General features: G+C 42.0%; 26 protein-coding genes and 1 riboswitch. Of the genes, 6 read left to right on the plus strand and 20 right to left on the minus strand.

Annotated elements, in window-relative coordinates; all coding sequences use genetic code 11:
- Positions 1–52: 52 nt before the first annotated feature.
- The 3 genes from OMHG_RS13140 (at position 53) to OMHG_RS17995 (ending at position 4332) form a co-directional block, all read left to right on the plus strand.
- Positions 53–3367: an ATP-binding protein gene (locus OMHG_RS13140; protein ID WP_010651340.1), complete on the plus strand. Its 3315-nt coding sequence runs from the start codon at positions 53–55 to the stop codon at positions 3365–3367.
- Complete coding sequence (locus OMHG_RS13145) at positions 3357–4058, plus strand: response regulator transcription factor (RefSeq protein ID WP_010651341.1); 702 nt, start codon at positions 3357–3359, stop codon at positions 4056–4058. Before OMHG_RS13140 ends, OMHG_RS13145 begins: the two co-directional genes overlap by 11 nt.
- Positions 4059–4158: 100 nt before the next feature.
- The gene (locus OMHG_RS17995) at positions 4159–4332 is read left to right on the plus strand and encodes an anti-repressor SinI family protein (protein ID WP_010651342.1); all 174 of its coding nucleotides are present in this window, start codon (positions 4159–4161) and stop codon (positions 4330–4332) included.
- Between the two features lie 108 nt (positions 4333–4440).
- Here the strand turns inward: OMHG_RS17995 and OMHG_RS13150 are convergent, their stop codons facing one another.
- The 12 genes from OMHG_RS13150 to OMHG_RS13200 all read right to left on the minus strand — a co-directional run bounded on the left by OMHG_RS13150 (position 4441) and on the right by OMHG_RS13200 (position 17308).
- Positions 4441–4740, minus strand: a complete 300-nt coding sequence (locus OMHG_RS13150; protein WP_010651343.1) for a hypothetical protein — start codon at positions 4738–4740, stop codon at positions 4441–4443.
- Between the two features lie 97 nt (positions 4741–4837).
- A riboswitch (SAM riboswitch) is annotated at positions 4838–4939 on the minus strand.
- 90 nt (positions 4940–5029) lie between these two features.
- Positions 5030–5203: a Loki-CTERM sorting domain-containing protein gene (locus OMHG_RS18415; RefSeq protein ID WP_010651344.1), complete on the minus strand. Its 174-nt coding sequence runs from the start codon at positions 5201–5203 to the stop codon at positions 5030–5032.
- On the minus strand, positions 5176–5973 hold the full coding sequence (locus OMHG_RS13155) for a DUF4349 domain-containing protein (protein WP_010651345.1): 798 nt from the start codon (positions 5971–5973) through the stop codon (positions 5176–5178). Before OMHG_RS13155 ends, OMHG_RS18415 begins: the two co-directional genes overlap by 28 nt.
- A gap of 291 nt (positions 5974–6264) precedes the next feature.
- The gene (locus OMHG_RS13160) at positions 6265–6720 is read right to left on the minus strand and encodes a hypothetical protein (protein ID WP_010651346.1); all 456 of its coding nucleotides are present in this window, start codon (positions 6718–6720) and stop codon (positions 6265–6267) included.
- A 3-nt stretch (positions 6721–6723) separates the two neighbouring features.
- Positions 6724–7542, minus strand: a complete 819-nt coding sequence (locus OMHG_RS13165) for a DUF3100 domain-containing protein (RefSeq protein WP_010651347.1) — start codon at positions 7540–7542, stop codon at positions 6724–6726.
- 60 nt (positions 7543–7602) lie between these two features.
- The gene (locus OMHG_RS13170; RefSeq protein ID WP_010651348.1) at positions 7603–8802 is read right to left on the minus strand and encodes a M20 family metallopeptidase; all 1200 of its coding nucleotides are present in this window, start codon (positions 8800–8802) and stop codon (positions 7603–7605) included.
- Positions 8803–9202: 400 nt separating this feature from the next.
- Positions 9203–10663 (minus strand): CoA-acylating methylmalonate-semialdehyde dehydrogenase, encoded by a 1461-nt coding sequence (locus OMHG_RS13175; RefSeq protein WP_010651349.1) that lies wholly within the window; start codon positions 10661–10663, stop codon positions 9203–9205.
- A 42-nt stretch (positions 10664–10705) separates the two neighbouring features.
- Positions 10706–12049, minus strand: a complete 1344-nt coding sequence (locus tag OMHG_RS13180) for a GntP family permease (protein WP_010651350.1) — start codon at positions 12047–12049, stop codon at positions 10706–10708.
- A gap of 262 nt (positions 12050–12311) precedes the next feature.
- Positions 12312–13511, minus strand: a complete 1200-nt coding sequence (locus OMHG_RS13185) for an iron-containing alcohol dehydrogenase (RefSeq protein ID WP_010651351.1) — start codon at positions 13509–13511, stop codon at positions 12312–12314.
- A 141-nt stretch (positions 13512–13652) separates the two neighbouring features.
- Positions 13653–15440 (minus strand): sigma-54-dependent Fis family transcriptional regulator, encoded by a 1788-nt coding sequence (locus OMHG_RS13190; protein ID WP_010651352.1) that lies wholly within the window; start codon positions 15438–15440, stop codon positions 13653–13655.
- A gap of 221 nt (positions 15441–15661) precedes the next feature.
- Positions 15662–16885, minus strand: a complete 1224-nt coding sequence (locus tag OMHG_RS13195) for an MFS transporter (RefSeq protein WP_010651353.1) — start codon at positions 16883–16885, stop codon at positions 15662–15664.
- Positions 16886–17308 (minus strand): MarR family winged helix-turn-helix transcriptional regulator, encoded by a 423-nt coding sequence (locus tag OMHG_RS13200; protein WP_010651354.1) that lies wholly within the window; start codon positions 17306–17308, stop codon positions 16886–16888. It lies immediately after the preceding gene.
- A gap of 175 nt (positions 17309–17483) precedes the next feature.
- Between OMHG_RS13200 and OMHG_RS13205 the strand changes: the two genes are divergently transcribed.
- Positions 17484–18236, plus strand: coding sequence for an HAD-IIB family hydrolase (locus OMHG_RS13205; RefSeq protein ID WP_010651355.1), 753 nt, complete (start codon positions 17484–17486; stop codon positions 18234–18236).
- A gap of 315 nt (positions 18237–18551) precedes the next feature.
- Here the strand turns inward: OMHG_RS13205 and OMHG_RS13210 are convergent, their stop codons facing one another.
- From OMHG_RS13210 to OMHG_RS13230, 5 genes are read right to left on the minus strand one after another with little or no spacing between them, the layout of a single operon-like run.
- The gene (locus OMHG_RS13210; protein ID WP_010651356.1) at positions 18552–19466 is read right to left on the minus strand and encodes a hydroxymethylglutaryl-CoA lyase; all 915 of its coding nucleotides are present in this window, start codon (positions 19464–19466) and stop codon (positions 18552–18554) included.
- A gap of 17 nt (positions 19467–19483) precedes the next feature.
- Positions 19484–20083 carry a flavin reductase family protein gene (locus OMHG_RS13215; protein ID WP_010651357.1) on the minus strand — a complete coding sequence of 200 codons (600 nt, stop codon included), beginning with the start codon at positions 20081–20083 and terminating at the stop codon, positions 19484–19486.
- Positions 20084–20099: 16 nt separating this feature from the next.
- Positions 20100–21596 carry a sodium:solute symporter family protein gene (locus OMHG_RS13220; protein WP_010651358.1) on the minus strand — a complete coding sequence of 499 codons (1497 nt, stop codon included), beginning with the start codon at positions 21594–21596 and terminating at the stop codon, positions 20100–20102.
- Positions 21593–21847, minus strand: coding sequence for a hypothetical protein (locus OMHG_RS13225; RefSeq protein WP_044476940.1), 255 nt, complete (start codon positions 21845–21847; stop codon positions 21593–21595). The genes OMHG_RS13220 and OMHG_RS13225 overlap by 4 nt, the downstream gene beginning before the upstream one ends.
- Before the next feature lie 55 nt (positions 21848–21902).
- Complete coding sequence (locus OMHG_RS13230) at positions 21903–23108, minus strand: CaiB/BaiF CoA transferase family protein (protein WP_010651360.1); 1206 nt, start codon at positions 23106–23108, stop codon at positions 21903–21905.
- Between the two features lie 239 nt (positions 23109–23347).
- Here OMHG_RS13230 and OMHG_RS13235 point away from each other — a divergent pair, with 239 nt between their 5' ends.
- On the plus strand, positions 23348–24007 hold the full coding sequence (locus OMHG_RS13235) for a GntR family transcriptional regulator (RefSeq protein ID WP_010651361.1): 660 nt from the start codon (positions 23348–23350) through the stop codon (positions 24005–24007).
- A gap of 86 nt (positions 24008–24093) precedes the next feature.
- Here the strand turns inward: OMHG_RS13235 and OMHG_RS18000 are convergent, their stop codons facing one another.
- The 3 genes from OMHG_RS18000 to OMHG_RS13245 all read right to left on the minus strand — a co-directional run bounded on the left by OMHG_RS18000 (position 24094) and on the right by OMHG_RS13245 (position 24815).
- A complete protein-coding gene (locus tag OMHG_RS18000) occupies positions 24094–24228 on the minus strand; it encodes a YvrJ family protein (protein ID WP_010651362.1) in 135 nt (44 codons plus the stop codon).
- 90 nt (positions 24229–24318) lie between these two features.
- The gene (locus OMHG_RS13240; RefSeq protein WP_010651363.1) at positions 24319–24534 is read right to left on the minus strand and encodes a DUF2922 domain-containing protein; all 216 of its coding nucleotides are present in this window, start codon (positions 24532–24534) and stop codon (positions 24319–24321) included.
- Positions 24535–24590: 56 nt separating this feature from the next.
- Positions 24591–24815, minus strand: a complete 225-nt coding sequence (locus tag OMHG_RS13245) for a DUF1659 domain-containing protein (protein WP_010651364.1) — start codon at positions 24813–24815, stop codon at positions 24591–24593.
- Between the two features lie 226 nt (positions 24816–25041).
- On the opposite strand from OMHG_RS13245, the gene OMHG_RS13250 reads away from it, so the two are divergent.
- Positions 25042–26592 (plus strand): PTS sugar transporter, encoded by a 1551-nt coding sequence (locus OMHG_RS13250; RefSeq protein ID WP_010651365.1) that lies wholly within the window; start codon positions 25042–25044, stop codon positions 26590–26592.
- The last annotated feature ends 36 nt before the right edge of the window (positions 26593–26628 follow it).

Below are 26628 nucleotides of genomic sequence, written 5' to 3' on the forward strand. Positions count from 1 at the left end.
CTAATCTAGTATAATAGTCTTAGATAAAACTAAACTAAAGGTGATGGAAAAAATGCGTGTAGTCCGTATAATGATTTTTTTCGTATGCTGCATGCTTTTCATCCTATCATACAATCCATTGGATGCTTCCGCAGAACTACAGTTAAAGGAAGGAAAGGAAGGTTATTCGCTCGGCCCTACCCTCGAACTCCTGATAGATGAGGAGAACCAATGGAATATTGATGATATAGCAAGCGGAAATCTCGATGAACAATTTTTCCGTTTTCATGGTGATGTACCGAGCTATGGCTATACAGAGTCCGTATTTTGGGCTAGAATCACCTTGACCAATAACTCTCCAAAAGCAGAATGGCTACTGAAGATCGCCTACCCTCCCCATGATTGGATTGGTCTTTATAAACCTATTGGAGAGAATCGATTTGAATTAGAGCAAACTGGAGATTTATTACCTTTTTCATCAAGAGAAATTCACCACCGAAGCTTTGTCTTTAACCTCCACGTCCCTCCTGGCGATACGATGACATATTACCTGCAGTTCGATACGGATGGGTCCATGCAATTGCCAATCACCCTATCGTCAGAAGCAGAATTTTATGAAGAAAGTCAGATGGAATATATTCTTCTTGGTATCTACTACGGATTTGGTCTGATTATGATTTTTTATAATTTATTCCTATTTTTATCGCTTCGCTATACCAGTTATCTCTGGTACGTTCTCTTCATACTGTCGATTATGCTCTGTCATTTGACCTTGAATGGACTATCTTTTCAGTACATATGGCCGGAGAGCAGCTGGTGGAATAATCGGGCGATCTTGTTCTTTATGGCAGGTGCGAATATTAGTGCATTGCTGTTCACAAAATCATTTCTCAACACAAAAGCCTATTTACCAAGCCTTCATCGGCTCATAAACGGTTATATTCTACTTCAGCCATTGCTTATTGCAATTCTGGCGATTGACTATGGAACAGCTCTCGATTTAATTATGGCAGCGACCATTGGTTTGGTTTTCATAGTAGCCACTGCTGCAGTCCTAGCTTGGAGAAAGGGATACGCTCCAGCAAAATATTTCTTTTTCGGATGGATTATCTTTCTAATTGGTGTGACATTCAGTTCGCTAGCCGATATGGGACTAATTCCCATTACTTTTATTACAAAATATGCTTCCCAACTCGGATCAGCGATCGAAATTATCTTATTCTCCCTTGCACTTGGGGAAAAAATCAGGAGACTGCGCCTGAAGAAGGAAGCAGCAGAAATCAATGCGCGGCAAAGTCAAGAACTTGCGGTTAAACATTTACAGCAAGCCAATAATGTAAAAAATGAATTCCTTGCAAATACTTCCCACGAATTAAGAACTCCACTTCATGGGATTATTGGCATTGCTGAATCTTTAAGAGATGACCCAAGTGTCGATGATCGCATCAAACAGAATCTCACCTTGATTATTACAAGTGGTAATCGTCTCACCCATCTGATCAATGATTTGCTTGATGCATCTAAACTGAATCATCATGAACTGGGTCTGGAGATTGAACCGGTTTCTTTAAGGGAGTTAGCTGAAGTTATTTGCACCGTCACTTCAACCTTAAGTTCAGGGACACCCGTGACGATTCAAAATCAGATTCCGGCAACACTCCCTCCTGCAGCCGCTGACGAGAATAGGCTACAGCAAATTATGTACAATCTCATTGGCAACGCGATTAAATATACGGATATAGGAGAGATTGTCCTCTTTGCTGAGATTAGGGGCAACGAAATAGTGCTGTTTATCAAAGACTCCGGGATTGGCATATCCGAAGAGGACTTGGAAAATATATTCAATAGTTTTGAACGAGGGACGAACTTGTCAGACAGAACCATTATTGGAACAGGGTTAGGATTAAGCATCACGAAACAGCTGATTGAACTGCATGGTGGAGACATTTCAATCCAATCCACCCTGGGAAAAGGAACAACTGTATCTTTTTCCGTTCCTATTTATCAGGGAAAGAAATCATTACCCAGGCATATGATCTCGAACCCATTACCTAATGAGCAGGCAGGAGCAAACCACGATGAAATCGCAGCACAAGCCACTGAAGCAAGCCATTCACAGCGAATTTTAATCGCTGATGATGAAATCGTAAATGTTCAAGTATTGCGCAACCATTTATCCACGGTCGGTTATTGGCTGGAAGTTGCCTATGACGGAGAAAGCGCACTGGAAATTCTGACAGAAGATCCTTCATACGATCTCGTTATTCTTGATGTCATGCTGCCAAAGCAATCCGGGTTTGAGATTGCAAAACGGCTAAGAAAAAGGTATTCGCTGACAGAACTTCCTATATTAATGCTAACTGCCAGGTCTCAAACGGAAGATATTGTTACAGCCTTTGAATCAGGAGCAAATGATTATTTGACCAAACCATGCTCCAAAGAAGAGCTGCTATCTCGTGTAAAGACACTCTTGTCCCTAAAACTCGTGATGGAAGAAGTGGTCTCTGTTAATCGGGAACTCTCTGATTTAAATCAGTCCCTTGAGAATCAAGTCATGAAGCGAACAAAGGAACTGGAAGTAAATACAGAACAACTAAGAAGAACCGAACAGGCAAGAAAGCAATTGATGTCCAATATTTCCCATGAACTTGGCACACCGATGACTTCTGTCAAAGGGTATGTGAAAGCAATGATTGATGGTGTGGTACATTTAAATGATTCGAGCTATTTACAAATCGTATACCAGAAAATTTTATTTATCGATCGGCTTATACAAGACCTGTACGAACTATCGAGACTAGAATCAGGACAATTGAGCTTTCGCTGGAAACAGCATGCTGCTGGTGACTTGCCTGCACTTCTGCTTCAAAAGTATGAAGTCGATATAAAAGCTCATGATATTGGGTTTGAGATACATGATTTTCTGGAAGTGGCGGAAAAAAAGGAATTGGTGAAGATTGATATCGATAGAATAGATCAAGTACTCCAAAACCTTATCTTTAATGCCATCCGCTTTACCGGGAAATCCGGCTTAATAACTATTGAAATGAGGAAGACAACTACGGTACAGGTACAACAGGCAAAAGAAAGGGAAACTTCAGGATATACCCCAGGCAATTCATTTTTACAGGTAAGCATAAGTGACACCGGACAAGGGATGGACCCTAAAACGATTCCACTCATTTTTGATCGTTTTTACCAGGCAGATAAAACGCGTGCAGGGCAAGGTACGAATACAGGTCTCGGACTCTCTATTTCCAAACAGATTATGGAATACCATCAGGGTTACTTATGGGCTGAAAGTAAAGTCGGCAAAGGAAGTACGTTTTATATCATTCTTCCTTTGTATCCGATAAATACCAAAGAGGTGAACGGGTATGAAAAATGAGACCATCTTAGTTGTGGAGGACGACGCGGATATCCGTCATCTGCTGCAGCTTTATTTAAGGCAAGACTATCATGTCATCGTGGCTGGAACCGGTAATGAAGCACTTGAATTCTTTCATTCTGACGCGCCAGCTCTTATTCTACTCGATATACTTCTCCCTGGAATGGACGGATTGGCAGTATGTCGGGAAATTCGCACCTACAGTGAAGAAGTTCCGATTCTTTTTTTGAGTTCAAGAAGTGAATATGAGGATCGCATCTATGGGCTGGAAGCTGGGGCTGATGACTATATAATAAAACCTTTTGATCCAGGAGAAGTGCTTGCGAGAGTGAAAGCACATTTGAGAAGAAAAGAAATTTCTTTTAAAAAGGCATATGAAAACGCATCCAAAATGAAACTTGGAGAGCTTGAGATAGATATGGATACTTATATTGTTCTCCGGAATGGTGAACCTGTCCAATTATATGCCAAAGAAATACAGCTGCTTTTCTTCCTGATCCAAAATCCCAATCAAGTCTTTTCCAACATCCAGCTTTATGAACATATTTGGGGAGAAGATAAATTTGGTGATTATAAAACGGTCAAAGTTCATATTAGCAATATCCGAAAGAAATTAGAGAAAAATCCTGCAAATCCAGAATTTATCATCACCGTCAGAGGTTTTGGATACAAATTTCTTCCAAAAAATTAAAAGTTTATGATTTTAAACCTCATTTTAACCTTCTCCTATTAATATATAGAAAGACAGAAATTTTCGGTAATTTATGGAGGAAGGGTGAACAGAAATAACTATGCATTCACAACTGCCGGTTGATATAACAGAGTTAGATCAAGAATGGCTTGATTTGATACTAGAGGCAAAAAAACTCGGTCTTTCCGTCGAGGAAGTACATTATTTCCTGCAGCAAGAGAGTGTTCCAAATTTTACCCCTAGAAAAACAGAAGTAAATCATTCGAATTCGTAAGAAAAAATCCGTCTTCAGCCAAAAAGAAATGAATTCAATTCTCCCGTTTGCTCCGTTATAGACGCCTATAACGGAGCATAATTTTATAGAAATCCAATTGTGTTATTCTTATGACTCCTGTCGAACTGCCACTCCCTTCCGTTCCAACTGTCTCCAAATTTCCCGGTCCAGTGCATATCCCCCGCATTTTTGGAGGGATTCAATCTCTTCCTCGGAAAGATCTACGCTATATGTATAGCAGCCTTTTTTTACAATCAGGTTATAGTCAGCTAGCTTGACGATATAGACTTGATATTCGCTGTCCCATTCCTTCAGCTTCCGTTCAACACATCCAACCACATGGTGAAAGAATTCCTGTACACTTAGACTTTTCACAATATAACCTCTTTCATTTCCGATACTATTCATTATACATACTCCCTTTTCTGTTATTAAAGCAATTCCTTAATCGAATAAATAACAAAAAAACCCTTCATTGCAATATGCAACAAAGAGCCCCGGCCGTTTGTTATCATTCAAAGCAATGCTTTGCTGGAAGAAGCACCTTGCACTTGGCAGGTTGCTGTGAAGTCGTAGAGCCAGATCTCTCGTTCACTCTTGATAACTTATTTAATTACATTCTATTTTACATAAATTGGTCTAAAAGTAAAGCTTTTTTCATTCTTCTCTTGTTTACCATTTATTATTAAATACCTTCTTACCCATTGCCGCCGGTCTTCCTTACCCGCCTATAGATGAAAAATAAAATAACGGCAATTGCACCCAGCAAAATAAACAATGGTAAATTTCCAATCACAAAGACGAACATTCCAGAAAATGCAGCAAGAAGAAAATTGATGCTTTTTAGAAACTGTTCTTTCGTTTTTCCCATGTGTTAAGTTCGCCATCATTCATTCCTGATAGGCTTACATTGTTTTCTTGAATCGAAATGGACACGGTTGCCAAGTCTGTCCTGTTTTCCAAATAGTTCATGCGCCCTGTTATTTCCTCTATTTCTCCCTGGACAGTCGCCAAGTCATTAGAGATGGCTAGCAGATCCTCTGTTTTCTCTGCTTGTTCCATGAAGGAGAGCAATCTTTCCTCCACGACATGTTTTGATTTCAACCGTGACTCCAAGTCAATATATTCCTCTGTCACATCCTGGCCAGATTCGGAGCTTTCTAATACTGTACTGCTCCCATCTTCCACGAATTGAATGAATTCCCGGTATTGGTCCTGTGGAATCCGTAATGTCACATGTCCGTATGTTGTATCATTTGCCGTATCTTCCATCATATTCGAGTCCACGATGTACCCGCCGCGATCCGCTGCCTGCCGTTGAATGTCATCCAGCGCCTGCTGGAAATCTTTCACTTCAATAGAGAGGTTGGCAGTATAGATTATTTTTCGCTCGGACTGGATTACCTCCTCCTCTGTTTCTGACGGAATGGCTTCATCTCCCGATTCAGCCGTTTCCTCTCCAATGGCATCCTTATGCATGGAATCACCACTTTCCTGTTCCACGCTTCCTGCACTCTCCTCAGTTGTTTCAAATGCTGCTTCATTACTGGTGCTTTGACTGCTGTCCGATTCATTACTGCAGGCAGTCAGCACCATGCCCGCAAACAAGATGATGATGATAACATATAATCTTTTTCCCAATCTGAGACCCACCCTTCCAGTATCCTTATATAAAACGTTTACTTTGTATGTATAGACGCAGAAGCCAGAAAAATGTTACATCAGATGATTTATCTTTATCCAGGTAATGATGAAAGCACTACCCACGCTTTGGAGAGGATGTTGTCCCAAATAGGATTCAGCATATTCATTAAAATGGAGCAATGCAAACAAGAGGACGAATGAGAGTTGTCCATGATTACTTCATGAAAGTAATAGCAGATCAGCACATTTGTCCTCTTATTCAATCAGTATGGTGAATAGGGATGTTCGTTAAATAATTCCTTGCAGGCGAAGTACGATCTCCGCTACAATCGCTGAGCCCAAGAAAGTTCCAATCATGACACATGAGCCGATGATTATCGTTTTCCAGCCTAGTTTCTGAAAATCAGTCCATGAACGGCCAATGGATATTCCGGCATAGGCCAGTATTGGCGTAGCAATCGCCAAAAGATTAACCTGATTTGTCCAGATGACGATTTGTTCTTGACCTGGCATTCCTGGTATAGTCAGGATTAACGCCAGAATTCCAATGTAAGCAATACTAGGAATCGCTTTAAAGGGTAATAATTTGTGGATAATCAATCCAGCTAAACTGATTAAACAGAGAATAATTACACCTGGCAATGCCTCAAGCGGCATCACTTCGTACCCTATCCAGTTACCCACCGTTACGATGACAGCGACAATAACAAATAGTAAAACCCATTCCTGTATATTCTTAATCATTCGCTACACCACCTTTGACTCGGGATTAGTATCGTTATTCTTCTTTTCTCTGGATAGAACCTTATAGAATTTCTCTGTCAATGGTAATGCTATAAAAATACTTACGTACAGTCCGGTTACGCTTGTAAGGAGGTTACTTGCACCGGAAAAGGCTGTAATTGTATCGGCCATATCAGGAAATGCTGCAACCAGCGGACCTACTGAGGCTGCCGCCATACTGCCGCTGCCGATTCCAGATGCCATTGCAAATGAAAATGGATGAAGCGGGGTAATGGTTGCCAGAAACCCTGATGCCAGTCCCATAAAAATGGAGCCAAATACGGTACCATAAATATAGATGGCCATCACGCCCCGTCCCTCTGGTGAAGATAATCCATATTTATCGGTTATCAATGCCAAATTGGGTTCTCTTCCCACCGAATGCGTCATCCCGATGCTTTCTCTTTTCAGACCAAGAAAAACGGCCAGCGGCAAGGCGATCAACATGGTTCCCAAGTTACCAAGTTCCTGTAAGATCAATGCTGGTCCAGCTTCTATCAATTGTGGCAGAGCAGGTCCTGCCTGCACACCAAACTTTGCTATCAGCAGTGTTACCGAAATAAAAACAAGCGGTTCTGCGTTCTTTGACTGTTTTTGTTTTACAAGAGGGGTGAAAAATAGCGCAATACCAATGATAACCGCATATAGCATAGGTAAAAGCAAAATAACCCCTGGTCCAATCGTTATTTGCTGCTGTCCGATAAACTCCGTTACCATAACGATTGCAAGTACCAATACATGCAGACGCCAATCCTTCCATAGACCTAATATCTGTTCAGCCATTTTTCTCTCCTCCTTATGATGTATGAATTAAAGTTAAGCTTTAGGTATTTAATTTACAGTCTAATAGACTTCCCCCAATGATTTGCTCGCTTGCTCCATGTATTCCAATGTCGCCTTGCCCAGTACCTTGGCAGCAATTACCAATGCCCGTTCATCGATATCAAATTTCGGATGATGATGCGGGTAGGACTTGTTCCATTTTGGATCCTTGGCACCTGTAAAGAAAAACGAACCTTTCACATGCTGTAAATAGTAGGCAAAATCTTCACCACCCATTATTGGCGGGGTCTCATTGACTGCTTCAACTCCAGGAACATCCTCAGCAAGAGTGGCAATAAATTCTGTCTCTGATTTATGATTGATCAAGGTCGGATAACCTCTTATGTAGGTATATTCATAGCTTGCTCCAGATACGTCACATGTACCTTTTACAATCTGTTCTATTTCATTCTCAATAAAGCTCCGGGTTTCTTCTTTAAAAGTACGAACCGTTCCTGTCATGAAGGCTGAATCCGCAATGACATTGTAAGGATTCTTCGCCTCGAAGGAACATACCGATACGACTGCCGAATCAAGTGGATCTATTTTACGGCTTACAATTTGCTGCAAGTTGCTGATTAGCTGGCCACCGATGACAATGCTGTCTTTCGTTTCATGTGGAGATGCACCGTGTCCGCCATCCCCTTGTATCTTAATGTCGAACCGGTCAGGTGCTGCCTGAAGCGGTCCAGTCCGATAGCCGATTTCACCAAGGGGCATTTGCGCCTGAAGATGTGTGCCAAAGATTACATCGACCCCATCGAGGCAGCCATCGGCTATCATGGAAACAGCTCCACCTGGGGGCAATTCCTCTGCATGCTGATGCAGGAATACTATCGTTCCTTCTATCTCATCCTTCATCCCATTCAGTACTTTTGCCAGTCCCAATAAGCTTGCTGTGTGCCCATCATGTCCACATGCATGCATGACTCCATCATGCTCGGATTTAAAAGGGAGATCCGTCTGTTCATGGATTGGCAATGCATCGAAATCCGCTCTTAACGCAACAGTCGGTCCTGACTTTCCTCCTTTCAGGTAAGCAAGCACACCATTCCCCCCGACATTCGTCCGTACTTGATGCCCCAGCTTAAGATGAAATTCTGCAATAAACGCTGCAGTATTAACTTCCTGAAAGGATAGCTCGGGATGCTGATGCAGATAACGTCTGATTTCAATAATTTCCTCACTCATATTGTCCAGCTTTTCAAAAATAGTGCTCATTATTTGCTCCTTTCCAATAAATTATTTTATTTTATACAATATCATAAAAATTCAGTTAAATGAATGTAAAATTTTCCAATTCACTCATTTAAACCTAGGCAGCTGTTAAAATCATTCAACTATTTCCTCTGCTGCTGAAGAATCAAGGTGCCCTCTTTCCATGTTGATAACTAGCTGAAAAATGGAGGGGTTTCACTGGAAAGGCTTACCGGATTAAGGTTCTGGCATCATCCCAGACATTCATTTCAGGACATAGCAAAGACGCCATGGAAGCAATAACCATGGCGTCTTTGTATAATAGATTATTATTTTTGACGATATACCAGTAATTAACAATCATTTCCCAAATCACAGAGCGGAATGTTGCTCCGCAAATTGACAATCCCACGAAAAGGAAGCATTAAACCCACTTCGTAGTAATCACTTTCTTCCGTGTATAAAATTGCAGGCCATCTTTTCCATTGGCATGAAGATCACCGTAGAAGGAGTCTTTCCAGCCGGAGAATGGGAAGAATGCCATTGGTGCTGGCACACCAATATTCACTCCTAACATACCCGCATCAATCGTCTCACGGAATTTACGTACATTTCCTCCATCTCTCGTGAAGATACAAGCTCCATTGGCAAAGCGTGACTGATTCGTTAAATCAACTGCTGCTTCAAGGTTTTCCACTCTTGCAATCGATAAAACAGGTGCAAAAATCTCATCCTGCCAAACCTTCATTTCGGAAGTTACATGGTCGAAAATAGTTGGGCCGACAAAATACCCTTCTTGTTTTGCTGCTTCATCCTGACGCCCGTCACGAACGAGTTTTGCTCCTTCTTTTTCTCCTTTTTCGATATAGCTCAGTGTACGTTCTTTATGATTGTCACGGATAACAGGGCCTAGGAAAATCCCTTCATCTAAACCGTTCCCAATTTGTATTTTATTCGCCTTTTCGATTAGCAAATCGATAAATTCATCCGCAACCGATTCTTCCACCGCTACTACAGACGCCGCCATACAACGTTCTCCAGCAGATCCAAATGCTGCATTCATGATTTGTGTTGTCGCATTATCCAAATTGGCATCATTTAAAACGATCGAATGGTTTTTGGCTCCTGCCAGTGCCTGCACACGTTTCAAGTTACTCGTTCCGCGCTTATAGACATACTCTGCTACAGGCTGAGAGCCGACAAAGGAGATTGCAGCGGTCTTCTGATGATCCAATAAACCATTAACCACATCATGTGCTCCGTGGACAATATTGAATACCCCTGCTGGCAAACCTGCCTCTTCAAATAACTCTGCCAATCGATTGGCTAGAAGCGGTGTGCGCTCTGATGGTTTCATAACAAATGTATTTCCAGTCGCAATCGCCATCGGAAACATCCAGCATGGCACCATCATCGGAAAATTAAAAGGTGTAATGCCAGCTATTACGCCAATCGGATAACGATACACACCGGATTCCAGCTCTGTCGCAACGGATGGAAGCGACTCTCCCATCATTAACGTTGGTGCACCTGCTGCAAATTCGACATTTTCAATTCCACGCTGGACTTCACCATATGCTTCAGCCAGATTTTTTCCATTCTCTATCGTAATCAGTCTAGCAAGTTCCTCGTGGTTGTCTACCAATAGTTGCTGATATTTAAATAGAATGCGTGCGCGTTTCGGTACAGGCACTTCTTTCCACGTTGCAAATGCCTCGGCAGCCACTTGAACAGCATGATCTGTATCATCGGCAGTTGATATCGGCACATGGGCGATCACTTCGCCTGTCGCAGGATTATAGACTTCCTGCGTTTTATCGGTTCCCGCTTCTATCCACTTACCGCCTACATAGTTTTTTAGTGTTTTAATTGTTGTTTGTGTCAATTGAATAACCTCCTAATAAATTTTGAAAATAGTAAATCCATCTTAGAAAATGGTATAAAGAAGAACGGCCAATACTAGTACTGCGCTAGGCAAAAGTACACTTAACAATAGAATAGGCTTATAGGCCCGTTTATGTGTTTCTCCGCAAATCGCGCGAACGGTCGTTACGACATATCCGTTGTGCGGCAGCGAATCCAGTCCTCCTGATGCCAATGCAGAAATACGATGCATTGCACCTGGGTCAACGCCCTGGCTCAGATATATTGGGGCAAGAATCGGCAAGGCAATTCCCAACCCGCCTGATGCAGAACCAGTTAAACCACAAATGACTGTCACACCTACCGCCAGTCCGAGAAGCGGAGGACCTGGCATATTAACAAGGCCTGTAATCAAGGTATCAAAGGCGGAAACTTGTGCAGCAACGCTTCCAAATCCTACTACTGCACACGTGTTTGCCAAAGCTACTAACGCATTTTGGCTCCCTGTTGCCAATGAACCCCAGAATTCTGAAAGAAAGGTAAGCATTGACAAGCACGCTACGGCAATGCCGATTGTTAAAGCAATCAATAATGCTGTCGTCGGATTCATGAATTGACCTAAAACATTTAAGAAAACGATAACTAGAACAAGCGGAAGAATGGCAACAATGATATTAGGCAATTCTCCTATCCTAGGATTGTTGCTTGGCTGTTCCTCTTCAACTGCCAAACTAGCCGCAGTCTCTTCCTTACTAGCATTAGGCAATGAAAATACTTCCCCATTTGCAGAAGCCTTTCTGACCATTGAACCAAGCCACAGTCCACCCACAATCATGATTAATAACGCACACAGGACACCAATCCAACCACCTGCTGTCGGAGATGTTGCAAAAAATTCTGTTGGTATGATATTTTGAATTTCCGGAGAACCTGGTGCAGTCATCGTAAAAGAAATGGAACCAAATACTAATGCAGCAGGAATATACCGATGCGGAAGATTAGCGGCACGAAATAACGATACTGCAATTGGGTATACCGCAAAACCTACCACAAATAGACTCACACCGCCGTAGGTCATGATTGCTGCCGCTGCTACTACAGCAAATACAGCACGCTTCGCACCGAACTTCGTTTTAATCCATTGTGCGATACTTTCGGCCGATTTTGTCTCCTGCATGATTTTCCCGAATATCGCCCCAAGCAGGAACACTAAAAACCATGAAGCGAAATAGCCGGTAAATCCGGTCATATAGTCATCCATTAATGCCGTCTCTAGATTGAGACCGCCTGTAAGAGCAATGACAACTGAACTGATCAGTGCCGCAATAATAATATTGATACCTTTCATGGTCAGGTATACCAATAATGCAAGTGAACCTATTAAACCAATCATCCCCAGAACATCCATCCCCGTTCCCCCTTAAGCCCTTTTTTAATTTGTACTGTATTTTAAAAGATTGTTGTTTTTGAAGAATTTCATTTTAACCCCGACCTGAATATCAGCATTTTTCAAGAATATATCAGTATTTCAGGGCCATATCTCAGCATTTCTTGGGTTATATCAGCATAAATCAGTGTTTTATCAGCATTTCTCTATTATCTTTCAAATAACCCAGTCCCGGTCTAGAAACCGTCAATTGCTGTCACGCCGCATATCCCAACAGCTATTCTTAATTTTTGACTGCATTATCTAAGCTGAACTGATATTCGTAGCAAACTTCATAAAGTTCCTCTATTTCCTGTTTGGTTGGTACCTTGGGATTATTATTCGGACTGCCGCTTGCAAGTGCATCTTCTGCCATTTTACGGCTTACCTTCTTGAACTCCTCCCGATCAATTCCCCAGCCCTTTAAATTAGGAATTTCCAATTCTACACAAATTTTTTTGACCTCATTTACTGTAAGCTCGGCAGCTTCTTCCACGGAAAGATTACTGGAATCAGGTTGAAATATTCTGGCCAAATCGGCTAATCGTTCCATACAGGAGTCTTTGCTGAATTCAAGTACCGCAGGCAGCAGCATAGCATTTGAAATACCATGCGGAACATGAAACAGTGCTCCGATTGGTCTGGACATACCATGCACCAGACAAACAGATGCATTTGTAAAGGCCATACCAGCCTGCAGGGATCCTAAGGCCATCTTTTCCCTGGCATCGATATTTTCACCATCTGTAAAGGCAACTTTCAAATTGCTGACTATTTTTTCAATTGCCGAAAGTGCCAGCATATCTGTCATTGGCTGTGCCAACCTTGATAAATATGCCTCTATTGCATGACTTAATGCGTCCACACCAGTTGCAGCTGTAATTGACTTCGGCGAAGAAACCGTCAATAACGGGTCGACGATAGCAACATCCGGCATGAATGCGGGCTGCTTAATCATCATCTTTACATCATTGGTTGTATTTGTAATAATGGTCGCATCCGTTGCCTCAGAACCCGTTCCGGCAGTCGTCGGAATCGAGATATGGGCAATCGGAGCTGTATCAGCCAATCTTCTTGCTCCCATATAATCACCAATGTAACCACCGTTGGTCGCCAGGACAGCTATCGCCTTTGCTGTGTCGATACAGCTTCCGCCCCCAAGAGAAATCACGACATCACAATTTTCTCTTTTGAATATTTCAAGTGCTTCCGCTACATAAACATCCGTCGGCTCGGACATAACCCCTAAATAGATAGCGCTTTCAACTTTTTCATTTGAAAGAAAAGTTCTGCACTCACTTACATAACCTAGACTATCCATCACTTCATCACTAATAATTAAGGCCTTTTTTCCTTTGGCTGCTGTTTCTTCCCCTACTTTCTCAAACACCTTTCGCCCATAGTTAATCGTTTGGGGTGTTCGAAAAACAGCATAGTTATCCATAAATAATCCCTCCTGTTCCTATTCACTGATTATTATGCAAAAAGTATGCCAACACAGGACCCCTTGTAATTAAAGCGTTTTCATAATGAAACTGTAGGAATAAGACTACACTATTGTAGCCGGTGCACTACATTATCGGTATTAATCACCCAGACCATGTTTTTTTAACTTTTTATATAGCGTCGTTCGATGGATTCCTAATTTATCGGCTGCCTTTGATTTATTCCATCCCGACTCTTTCATTATTTGGACAATCATTTCTTTCTCTCTCGTATTTTCTTCTCTTTTAACCTGATCGATTGGTGAAAGAGACAGGAGACTTGAATCGTACCGGGTTTTGATATAACCAGGAAGATGTTCTATATCAATCTTATCCCCTTCTGCTAAAATAACCAGCTTCTCAATTATGTTTGCAAGCTCCCGAATATTTCCATACCATTCATATGTCATAAAAGCAGACAAGGCTTCAGCAGTGATTTCCTTCTTGCCCACACCATATTTGTTGCATGTTTCTGTTAGATAATGAGAGATCAATAGTGGTATATCCTCGCTCCTCTCCCTTAATGGAGGAATTTCAAGATCTATCACATTTATTCTATAAAATAAATCTTCCCGGAAGGTACCAGCTTTTACCATGCTCCTTAAATTTTTATTTGTTGCCGCAACTACTCTTGCCTTTAATGGTAGCTTTTGGACTCCGCCAACCCGTTCAAATGCCCTTTCTTGAAGAATTCGCAATAGCTTTGTCTGCATCATCTGTGGCATCTCGCCAATTTCGTCAAGGAATATGGTTCCAGATTCGGCCAGTTCAAATTTCCCTGGCTTTCCTCCTTTTTTGGCACCAGTAAAAGCACCCTCTTCATAGCCAAATAATTCGGATTCAAACAATTGCTCTGGAATGGCACCGCAATTAACACTGATGAACGGACCTTGATTATAGTGACTGAGATCATGAATGCTGTTGGCAAACATTTCTTTTCCTGTGCCGCTTTCTCCAGTAATTAAGATTGCAGCATCCGTTTTGGCAATCTTTCTGGTCATCCGCTTGAGATTTGCTATTTGTTCACCTGTCCCAATGATTTGTTCGATGGATCTTGTTTTTACGATATCTGTCTGCAAGGGTGCTCCTTTTGCTTGGGCGTTCTGGACTGTTTTTTCCAAGAAACGATCATAAATACGGTACAGCTCTGTCACACCTTCAAAGATCAGCAAACCAACCGCTCCAACCAGCTCCCCTTCCTTCCATAAAGGGATTCGATGTACGACCATTGGCTGACCTTGAATATACTGGATTGCCCCACGCTCTGGCATACCGGTCTTAACTGTATTATGAAGGTTGGTATTATCAATAACCTCCTGTACAGGCTGACCGATCGCATCCCTTTTGGCTACCCCGGTAAACCGGCTATATGCTTCATTAAATTCAACGAGCACACCGTCCTTATCTACAACAGATACGCCTTCATAGGCACTTTCAAGGATAATATCTAAGATTTCTGATGTATGGAAATGCTGAGTGAACTGGTCGATATAGGATGAAAATCCCTTTAATATCTCATTCCTTGTCAACATGCCGATTAGTACCTTATTTTCATCAATTACGAGAAAATAGTGGTTCGGCAATTTATAGATGTCCAAAAGGGATTCATCGGAACGGATGATACAAAAGTCTTCTTTAGACATGTACTGTAATATGGATTCATTTTCTTTCCCTTGAAGGAATGCTTCTAGCAGTATTTTGTCCGTGATGATTCCAATCGGATTCATGGAATCCCCCAGAACAGGAATACAATCTGCATTCCTTTCACGCAAAGCCTTTGCTGTATCCTTTATTGAATCATTCGCTCGAGCTGTATAAGGGACCTTATACATCCAGTTTCGGACTTCATTGCTCTCGCTATCCAAATTGTGCAAATCTCCGCGCAGCATCCTCTCACCTCTTTTAATATTAATGTTTATCTTTCTAAATTTGCATACCTTCAATAATGCTAATAAATGACAGTTTTTCTCTGAAATAATCATTTCCATGAATGTGAAATAGTCTAAATATTATAACATGTATTCCTTGGTTTTTACGAACGGTTTCTTATCTAGTTAGAGCAAAAAAACAGCAATCCAATTCTATGAAGAATTGGATTGCTGTTTAATAGTTAGCTTGAAGTTTTCTCTGTCCAGCTATTTTCCTTACGCTTTGTTACAGACTTTCTGCCATGAAGGAAATAATAGACTGCAATGGAAATGAAAGCAATGACCGCCATAGCAGTATAGAGTCCCTTGTATCCAGTGTGCGGCACAATAAATCCGAGCAAGAATGGACCAACACCTATACCAAAGTCATAGAATACAAAGAATGTTGATGTGGCAAGGCCCACCCTATGCTGCTCCGCCATACTGACAGCAATTGTCTGTGCACTGGATTGCAGTGTTCCAAATCCAATTCCAATGATGGCACCAGCAGCCAGTAATGTGATTCCGCTCTCTGCCTGGCTGAGTATAACCAATCCGATTCCAAATAATAGTATCGACGGATACATGACATAATTTTCACCCTTCAGGTCAAACATACGCCCTGTAAACGGTCTTGAGAGCAAGAGGAATGCGGCATACATGACAAAGAAAAAGCTTGCCGCATCCACGAGATTGATTTCTGTTGCATATGCTGTCATGAAAGAAAGGATACTGGAGTAAGCAAGACCGGCAATCAGAATGAAGGTTGCAATTGGAAACGCCGCCTTCTCGAAGTAGTCACGGAGCTGGAATTTCTTCTTTACGGCCTGTACTGTCACATCTTCCGCCACTGATTCTCTTTCCGGTACGTTCATCAAAAGGGTTGTGATAAGTGCGATGATGGCAAAGATAGTCGTCGCAACAAAAATCATCGTGTCAGCAAAATAGTGACTAATGATCAATCCAAGGAATGGGCCGATTGCCATTGCCAGATTCATGCTCGTCGCAAAGTAGCCCATCCCCTCTCCGCGTCGGGAAGGCGGAATGACATCCACCGCAATTGTCCCTGTTGCTGTCGAGCCTATCCCAAAGGCAAATCCATGTATAAACCGAAGCAATAATAAAAGGCCTATGCTATTGACCGGAAAATATAATAGCATAATTACTATAAACAGGCTGATGCCTATAATAAGCAGCTTTTTCCTGCCTACCGTCTCAATGATTTTCCCCGCTATTGGTCTGACAATAACGGCACCCAGTACAAAGATGCTTGATGCAAGGCCTGCAGTACTATCAGAGGCCTGGAAATGTTCAATTGAATAAAATGCCAATGTCACCATCAGCATATAAAATGACACAAATAACAGGAAGTTAGATGTGGATACCATGATAAAGTCTTTCGTCCATAGTTTTGGTCGCTGATCCATCTAAATTCCTCCTTCATTCAGTTTTTTTCTTAGATGTTGTATCGTACGTATGGTTATCTCCTCATCTTGTTTGGAAATCCCCTTCAGCAGCTCTTGTTCGAACTGTTCGACAATCCGCCCTGCTTCTTCATATACCTGAATCCCTTTTTCTGTAAGTTTGATCCTGCGTTCCCGCTTGTCCTCACTTGGAATGCCTTCAACAAGGCCTTGTTCTGCCAAGCGTTTGACGGTTCTGGTGATCGTCGGTTTTTCCACATCTAGATATTCGCTTATGTCTACGAGTGTCGCAGATTTCTGGCATTCCAGATAGTAGATCAGCAGCCATTGCGAATGAAAAAGACCAGCTTCCGCCAAGCGTTCATTCAATTTCTTTTTGAACGATCGGGTAAATTGAAGCTGCTGATGGAAAAAAGAATATCCCATAATCATTCCTCCGTTCAAATTAGTTACCTAAGTAACTATACGCCTGTATCATCCATTTGTCCAGAAGCAATGAGAGTTCTGGCTTTTTTATGGGATATAATTGTATACCAGTCCTTTATTATTTGAATTTTTTATACTATAATTTTAGTTAATTTATATAGGAGTGGGGAAGTATATGAAGTTTGTATTCGATTTAGACGGAACACTTTGTTTCGATGGCAAGAGTATTGATACGGAAATCATCGAGGCACTTCAAGAATTAAAGTTAGCAGGTCATGAAGTAATTTTTGCTTCAGCTAGGCCGATCCGTGATATGGTACCTGTTATACCCAAAAGCTTTCATGAAGGTTTATTGGTCGGCGGAAACGGTACATTTACTTATGAAAATGGGAAAATTCAAGTGACACATTTTGAACAAGAACTTTTAGACAAATTCGTTTCTCTCATTGATCAGCACCAATTATATTATTTAGCAGATGGTCAGTGGGATTATGCTTATTCAGGTGATATTGCACATCCTATTTATTTAAATATCGATAAAGCCAGTTCAGCTAACATATTATTAGAACAGTTAAGGCCAGTCTGCAAGTTAGTCTTATTCAAACCAAATCAGGAAGTGTTAGAACTGCTTGAAACATTTCCAGTCACAATAACACACTATAAAGCAGAACACGCGATTGACATTAGCCCACTAGGCATTAATAAAGTTAGAGGACTGCGTATGCTGAACATACATCAGTTTGTTGCTTTTGGAAACGACAGTAACGACCAGTGTTTGTTTGAAAATGCTGTACATAGCGTATGCATCGGAAATAATGATGTGAAACATTATGCGAAAGAATGCATTAAAAGAGCAGAGGTTGCAGAAAAAATTCGGGAATTAAAAGGAAAGTATCGTGTAGGTGAAATGCCCTTATTACACTCTTAGAACCCTTAGTTGAATGCCTCTTTAATTTTGGGACACTTTGGTAACTCGTGCAGTTGTTTTATAATAGCAATTGCTTTTTATGCGAACGGTACTTTTGTAAAATAAGCAAAAATACAAGCTGGAATCAGAATCCTCTTTTCTTTCGTCAAAAGGACTGGCAGCGTACCTTAACAGTTAGCATTACATAGACATAAGAGCTTGGATTTGGTGGGGGATAGCCACCTTTTCCAAGCTCTTTTTGATTGCTATTATTAAAGTAAGTAAAATCTTCCCAGCCACGTCCTTATTCGTAATTCTTAACCGCCCTACTCCTGACTAATGGTTCCAGACAGCTGTCGTATCACTTGCCAGCCCTGCCTTCATCACCTGTCCGGGAAGCTGATAGCCCAGTAATGTTTCCAGATTCTTGGCAGCCTCGGTCAGCTTCCGTACATCCGGATCGATTGGAATACCCATGAAGGAAAGCATATGCGCCACATCTTCCAAACAGACATTTCCAGTTGCTCCAGGTGCAAACGGACAGCCCCCTATACCTCCTATTGCTGCATCAAAATGCCTGATTCCAGCCTGGTAACCTGCATATAAATTCGTAAGTCCCATCCCCCTCGTGTTATGCAAATGGAGGCTGAAATGCGTATTCGGATAGGCGGCTTTCAATGTCTTTACAAAAAGAATGATTTGCTTCGGATTCGCCATTCCAGTCGTATCGGCAAGTGTTATCCTGTCAACACCGATAGAATCCAATCTCCCCATAACCTTCAATACCTTATCAACCTGGTATATCCCTTCAAACGGACAACCAAATGTTGTTCCAAGGCTGATGTTTAGCCTTTTGTGATGGTCAATAGCAAGCTGGTGGATAATTTTGATTTGTTCAAGGGAATCTCCTACCGATTGGTTAACATTTTTATTGTTATGCGTTTCGCTGATCGAAACAACAAAATTGATTTCATCCACGTCCGCTTCAATGGCCAATTCAGTCCCTTTTAGATTTGGTACCAATGTGACCAATTCAATTCCCTTCCGGTTCAGGCTGGAAATTACTTCCTTGGCATCTTTCAGCTGCGGAATGGCTTTTGGAGAAACAAATGACGTTGCTTCGATGCGAGTCACTCCTGCTTGAATAATCTGATTCAGAATAGAAATCTTTTCCTCAGTTTCAATCCATTCCTTTTCCATCTGGAACCCATCTCTTCCAGTCACATCCGTAAGATAAACCTTTTTACTCATCCCTGTATCACTCCTTTCTATTTAGGTAATGTAAACAGTTCAGTTAGTTCACTGTATCTTCCGCCTGCAAATCTTCCGAGCGGTTTTAGTTTTTCGATATCAACCTTATAGTTTCCCAGATAATAGTCTTCCTTGATATGATAATGAATGATCTCACCGATAATGAGATGGTCCGTACCAAGCTCCAGAATCTGATGAAGCTTCAGTTCAAATGCAATTGGCGCTTCTTTTATCCTCGGTGTGTCTATTTTTTTGCTTGGGGCTGTTTTTAGCCCTGCAAGCTGGAATTCATCCACGTCAGAACCAACGTTTTCTGAACTTTTCTGCATCGGATTTCCGAGTTCTGAGGATACAATATTGATGCAGAATTCCTGTTTTTCACGTATGTTTACAAGGGTATCTTTTACCGTCCCCTCTCTTTCTCCAACACCAGGGCCAATCGAGATACACAGCATCGGAGGTTTCCTGGATGCTACCGTGAAGAAACTAAATGGAGCCAGATTGAATCCTCCGTTAGCATTAGCTGTCGAAACCCAAGCGATTGGTCTTGGAATTACCGAACCAGTCATTAGTTTATATGCCTCTTTGGTCTCAAGCTCCCTTATATCAACATCCATATTTCTCTCCCCATTTCTAAGCCAGATTGATCTTCTCCAATTCTTCTTCCTTCTCCATGTCAGCAGGAATCATAAGGGAACCTCCCACTGCAATCAGGAAATTGACAGCAAGGCCGATTACACCGCCATGGATACCATATAGGGTACTGTTTCCTGAAAGTGTCAGTATTCCTGCAATGACCGCCCCAATCAGCATGCCCCAGAATACGGGCCTGGACGCCATCCGCTTCCAGTAGAGCCCAAGTACAAATGCAGGAAAAACCTGGACAAGCAGTTCAAACTTCAATACAAAGATTTGATACAGTGTTCCAGGAGGGTTCCAGGCAATCAGCAGCAATACTCCTACAGCTATAACACCAATGATTTTCCCTACCAAAACTTTCTTATGTTCACTTGCATCAGGATTAATGAATTTTCCATACACATCATTGGAAATAAGGGATGAGAAACTGAGCAGAACGGAGTCAGCAGTCGATACAATTGCTGCAACAATGGCACCGAAAAAGATAATCATCACCCAATAATAAAAGCCATTGATAGCAGCTATTTCATTAGCCATCATCCCTACAATCTGTTCGGAATTGCTCTCACTTAATCCCGGTAGCAATATAATTGCGAGTATACCAACCAGGAATACGAGCCCTGTTGTGATTGGAGGCATCCATGCCATTCTTGCAAAAGAGCGCTTCAATGTCCGTTCACTCTCAGCCGAATAGATGCGCTGGACCGCATGCGGGTAAATTGCCGCCCCACAGCCGACAAGCAATAGCATGCTCATCCAGTTAACGGAGGTGAGCATTTCCGGCACACCGACTTTAACAGGCTCCGTATCAGCTATGTGCTGGGTAACCGTAGCGAGGTTTCCGTCTATCAGCTGAAAAGCCCCAAAGAGAAATATCACGATGCCGATCATCAGTACGATCCCCTGCATGACATCTGTAAACGCAACCGCTTTCATTCCACCCATCCATTCATAGATGAGCATGACCAGCACAAAGGCAATTACCCCAATTTGATAAGGTATCGTTCCCCCTGTCAGACCGGATACAGCCTGTCCAATTGCAACAAGCTGCTCAAGGAGGTAATTTCCAAGACCCCAAAGCATGAGCATGACAGCAAGAATCGTGACAGCTTTTGAATTGAATCGAAAACTGATCCAGTCTGACGGCGTTACGAAATTTCGTTTCTTCGAGATTACATACAGCCTCGGAGCAAAGAGCAAATACACCCCAATGATGATTGTCATAAAAGAAATCGACTGCAGCCAGACAAAGCCGGTTCGGTATGCAGATGGCGCATATCCCACAACCGTATTTCCACTATACTGGGTAGCATATAGCGTGAAAAACAATGCGATAAAGCCCAAGTTCTTCCCTGCCAGATAATAGTTGCTTAGACTATTATGAAGATTCTTCTCACCTCGACCAGATAGATACCCAATCAGCAGCATGAGGAAGGCATAGACAGCCAAAATGATAATTCCATCGGCACCAGCAAATGTCAAATCACTCATTCATCCACCTCTTTCCCAGCTTCTTCTTCCTCTTCGACAATATCCCACTGCTTGGCGCATAAATAGCTTAAATATCCACAAAGCACGAGGGAAAATAGCATCACAATAAATGCCCAATAAGGAACTCCCAGAATCAGTGGTTCAATGCTTCCTGCCGGGAAATACCATGGAACATTCCCAATCAGAATCAATCCCAATACAATCCAGATCCATTTTTTCCGAATTGGTTCTTTTACTGGCCGTTTATCCATATAGCCCTTCCTTTCCGCTAAAAGATATATTTTTAAAACGCTTACATTTATTGCATCAGATGATTTGTCTCTCCTTAAGCCGCTGAAGCTTTTCATCATCATACTGAAGAAGCCCGCCATACACTTCTTTATTATGCTGTCCCATAAACTCTGCACCAACGTACTTGACTTCTCCTGGAGTTCTGCTTAGTTTCGGCACAATACCCGGCATCGGAAATTCACCAAGCGTTGGGTGATCTCTTTTGATAACCATTTCCCTTTCTTTGTAGTGCGGGTCATCTATAATATCTTTCACAGAATAAATCAATCCGGATGGGACCCCTTTTTCTGCCAATATATTCAGCACATAACCTGAATCATGCTGCATTGTCCATTTTTCTATCAGATCATCAATTTCATGGATGTTCTTCCCTCTTGCCAGATGTGTATGAAACCGGGGATCATCATATAGCTTGGGCTGTTCCATCGCCTCGCACAGTCGTTTGAACACCCCGTCTGCATTTGCACCGATAACAACAAATGTCCCATCCTTTGTCTTATATATATTGGACGGTGCTACATTCGGCAAGATATTCCCCATCCTCTCCCGGACATAATCCGCAAGCAAATAATCCGGGATCATGCTTTCCATAACAGAAAAAACAGATTCATAGATTGCCGTATCCACTACCTGCCCTTTACCAGAATGATGCCTTTCGTTAAGTGCTGTGAGCGTACCAATCATGGAAAAGAGCGCTGCGAGCGAGTCGCCTATCGATATCCCAATTCTCGAAGGCGGCCGGTCCGGAAAACCTGTCACATGTCTGATTCCTCCCATTGCCTCACCGACACTGCCAAATCCTGCCCTGCCCTTATACGGACCTGTCTGTCCATAACCCGATGTCCTCGTCATGATAATTCCCGGATTTATTTCCGATAAGGTCTCATACGACAGGTTCCATTTTTCCATTGTACCCGGGCGAAAATTCTCGATAATGATGTCCGCTTCCTTCACCAGATCCTTAAATGTTTCCTGCCCTTCTTCTTCCCTGAGGTTCAGTGTGATTGATTTCTTGTTGCGTGATTGGATTGGCCACCAGAGACCAATACCGTCCTTCTCCTGCCCCCATTGTCTTAATGGATCTCCCTTGTCAGGGGCTTCAATTTTAATAACTTCTGCACCAAAGTCACCAAATAATCTTCCCGCAAACGGACCGGCAAGCAAGGTACCTAGTTCAAGAACCCTGATTCCTTCCAATGGTAATCTTTCTTCTGTGCTCATCCTGCACCTCCATCCAAGCTGAAATAGAATGATAAGTTTGGAAATTCATCCTATTATTGCCTATAAAAATATCATACTGTATACAATCGGTCAATATTACTTTTGGAACATTTTTAATATTTATAAATGAATCATATGTATCACTTGACAAGACTGCAATCATACAATGAGTCATGCCTATGCTCTTTTCTTTCTTTTTCAATACTGTATACAATATAATGAAAGGTGGAGGTGTTACTTTGACTGCCTATCAGATTATTAAAGATGCAATCATTACCGGAAAATATCAACAGGGAAAGCGATTAACGGAAGAGGAGCTTGCTGAGCAGCTGCATGTCAGCCGTACACCGATTAGGGAAGCCATCAAACAATTGGAATCAGAAGGTCTGATTATACCTTTCAGAAAAAGAGGTGTGATTGTACGAGAATTTACAGAAACCGATATTCGTCAAATCTATAACCTGCGGGCATTGCTGGAAAGCTATGCAACCGGCGAAGCCGCCATTCAGCGAAATGAGGAAGAAATCTTTCAGATGGAACAGGGTAACCATGATTATGAGCAGGCAATCCGACTGCTTAACAACCCAACCCTTGGGGATATCGAATCTATCCAGCAAAAAAATCAATCATTTCACAGCAAGGTATTCGCAGCAGCACATAATGAACATGTAATGAACCATATCGAAAGGGTGGTCGTTGTACCGCTCATTTTCCGTGCCTTTTACTGGTACAGCGAAAAACAGCTTATACAATCAATTGAAGCACATAAAACGATTCTGCAGGCAATCAAGGATCGTGAATCTGACCGGGCGAAAGCGGCAATGCATGAGCATATCTATCTTGGCAGGGATCATGTCTTGAAACATATCGGGGAAAAGAAACTGACGGCAGAATTTTAATTCATACGCATCAAATTTAGTAGATTGCTATGGAGTTTAAGTTCCCGAAAAAGAAACCTCGGCAATTGCCAAAGTTTCTTCATGCTTCATTTCATCTTCCCGGGCAGGGCATGGATGGATTCAATCAGGGCATTCAGTTTGCCTTCAATCCGATGTAACAAATAAAATGTTACAACAATTGGAAACCCCACTTCTGTTATGAATGATATCCAGTTTTCCATCAATTTTAACCTCCATTCTATACTAGAGAACATGACCAGCAAGCGAAGTCACTGGTCATGTTTTTTTACTAGATTATTAGAATGCGCTTCTTATGCCAAGTCAATATCTTCAACATTACGTTCAACTAGACGCGCACTCTTTTTTGCAACGAGATCTCCGCCTGTTGATGAGAAGGCATTATGGGTTAGAATCTCATCCATTGCTGCGTGGACATCTGCAACATTGACAGGCTCCACTGGATTGTCCAATGAGTAGGTGACAATTTTCCCTTCCTGATTCGTGAATTTCAGTTCAAGCTTCTTCATTCTGCATGCTCCTTTCTAATTCGATTTAATTGTTCGATTCATCCTTTTACCATGCGCTATGCTTCACGAATATCTGAAGTGTCCTTACGATTAATTTCGTATAGCGGACTCTCCTGAAGTGCTGCCACAGCTGTTGCTATTGCATAGAGTTGGTCTGCTGTCGCTTCTGTTTTTACGTTGTTGAAGCTTTTGTACTTAAAAATGGGGGATCCTGTGGTTGAATCGATTCCATCATCAAGTACTAATTGCAATGTTGTTTTTGTCATGTCGGCTACTGCCATGTATCTCACCTCCCTTTCATAACTACAATCGTATAGAAGCTCGATTTGGGGGTGGCAAATATCAAAACGGCTGCCAGTTCAATATTCAGTCAAGTTCGTTGATTGCGTTCCGGTTAATCATTGCCGGGAATCTGGCAGAATATCCAAAAGAATTTAAAATACTTTATGACTTTATCGCTTTATTGTAGTAAACTATTAAAAGATAAAGAAAATTGGAGAGATGACTATGAAAAACATTGCAATCATCGGTAGCAGCGGTGGCAATTTATATAGTTTGGGAGGGAAGAGCCCTCATAAGCTTCTACAGGAAATTAAGCTCCAAAGTGATGCTGCTGGATTTCAGATTACCGCTATGCAATTTATCGCAGCTGATGCCTCGATGGATGCTTTAAATGACACAGCACAAGCTTCACTCTTCACCAGTAATCCTAATGGACAAGTTGTTCAGAGCGAATCAGGCCCCTTGAAAACAATAAATGAAATTGCCAAAATTAAGGATCAGGAAATCGGGACCATGATACTGGAAGGTCAGATTGATGGCTTAGTCGTGATGAGTGCCGATCCTGATGATGTGAATAAGCAGTCGGTTGCCGCTGCTGTCGAGAAGCGGATTCCCATTGTCGGTACAGGCGGAACTTCCATGTCCAAGATCAGTTCTAAAGGCGCATACATCGTTGCTAAGTCTGGTACAACCGGAACAACCAATCGTACAAGAGCTATTTCCTTTATCGGTTCTCTTGCGAACTATTGGCACGTTAACTATAAGGCTGTGATAGGGTCACATATGGAAGACAATTCCCAGCCAACAGAAAACATCTGGAGAAATATTAATATCCGGGGAATTATGATTTCTGCACTTCCTGGTTTTATTGCAATGGCAATTGTTCTTGCGCTGAGTAAGATTCCGGCTTTCTCTGGATTACAGGACGTCTTTGACTTGATGATTCAAGCGCTCCCTGTCATTGTTTCAGTTATCGCGGCAAAACAGGTTTCCAATTTAGATGAGGTTTCGATTGTGGCAGGTGTTGTCGCTGGTGTATTAGCTGTTGATGGCGGAATTATCGGGGGAATCATTGGTGGTATTGTGGCAGGTATCCTCGTACACTTCTTCTTTACAAAATGTATAAAATGGAGATTCCCTGTGACAACTGTAAACATTGCTGCTGGCGGACTTGCTGGATTAATCTCGGGTTTACTCGTATTCTACCTTTTTGCACCGATAGCATTATGGATAGGGGATGGAATCAAGGACACAATTGAAATCGCAATTGCGTTTAACCCAATTATCGCTGGTCTTATTGGGGGACTGCTCATATGGCCGGCAATCTTAGGTGGTGTCTATCATGCAGCAATTCTACCAATCGTGTTATTGGAAATGGAACGTACAGGTGCAAGCTTTCTGGGTGCAATTGATATGGTCGGATTAGTGCTGGTTTCTGCCGGCATCAACCTGGCAACCATTATTTCAACAAAGGATAAGGGTGAAGCTGCAGCGGCAACGCCAGGATTTTTGATCAATATGGGATTCGGCACATTTGTTGAAGCTGCCTATCCATTCATGTTTTCCAATAAACTGGTATTTGCCGGCGCCATCTTTTCTGCTGGTGCAGGAGGAGCTCTCGTTGGTCTTTTCGATGTTCGAGGCACAGCCTATGTCCCAACTTTCACTGCTCCGTTTCTAACAAATAATTCTTTCGGTTTTGTAATCGCAATGGCCGCATCCTTTGGCCTTTCGTTTGTCATTACGATAATTGCTAATAAAATGAAAAAGAAATAATAATTATCACACTCCCCGGCTAGCTAATATTCTATG

The sequence above is a fragment of the Oceanobacillus massiliensis str. N'diop genome, assembly GCF_000285495.1.
GTDB classification, from domain to species: Bacteria; Bacillota; Bacilli; order Bacillales; family Amphibacillaceae; genus Oceanobacillus; species Oceanobacillus massiliensis.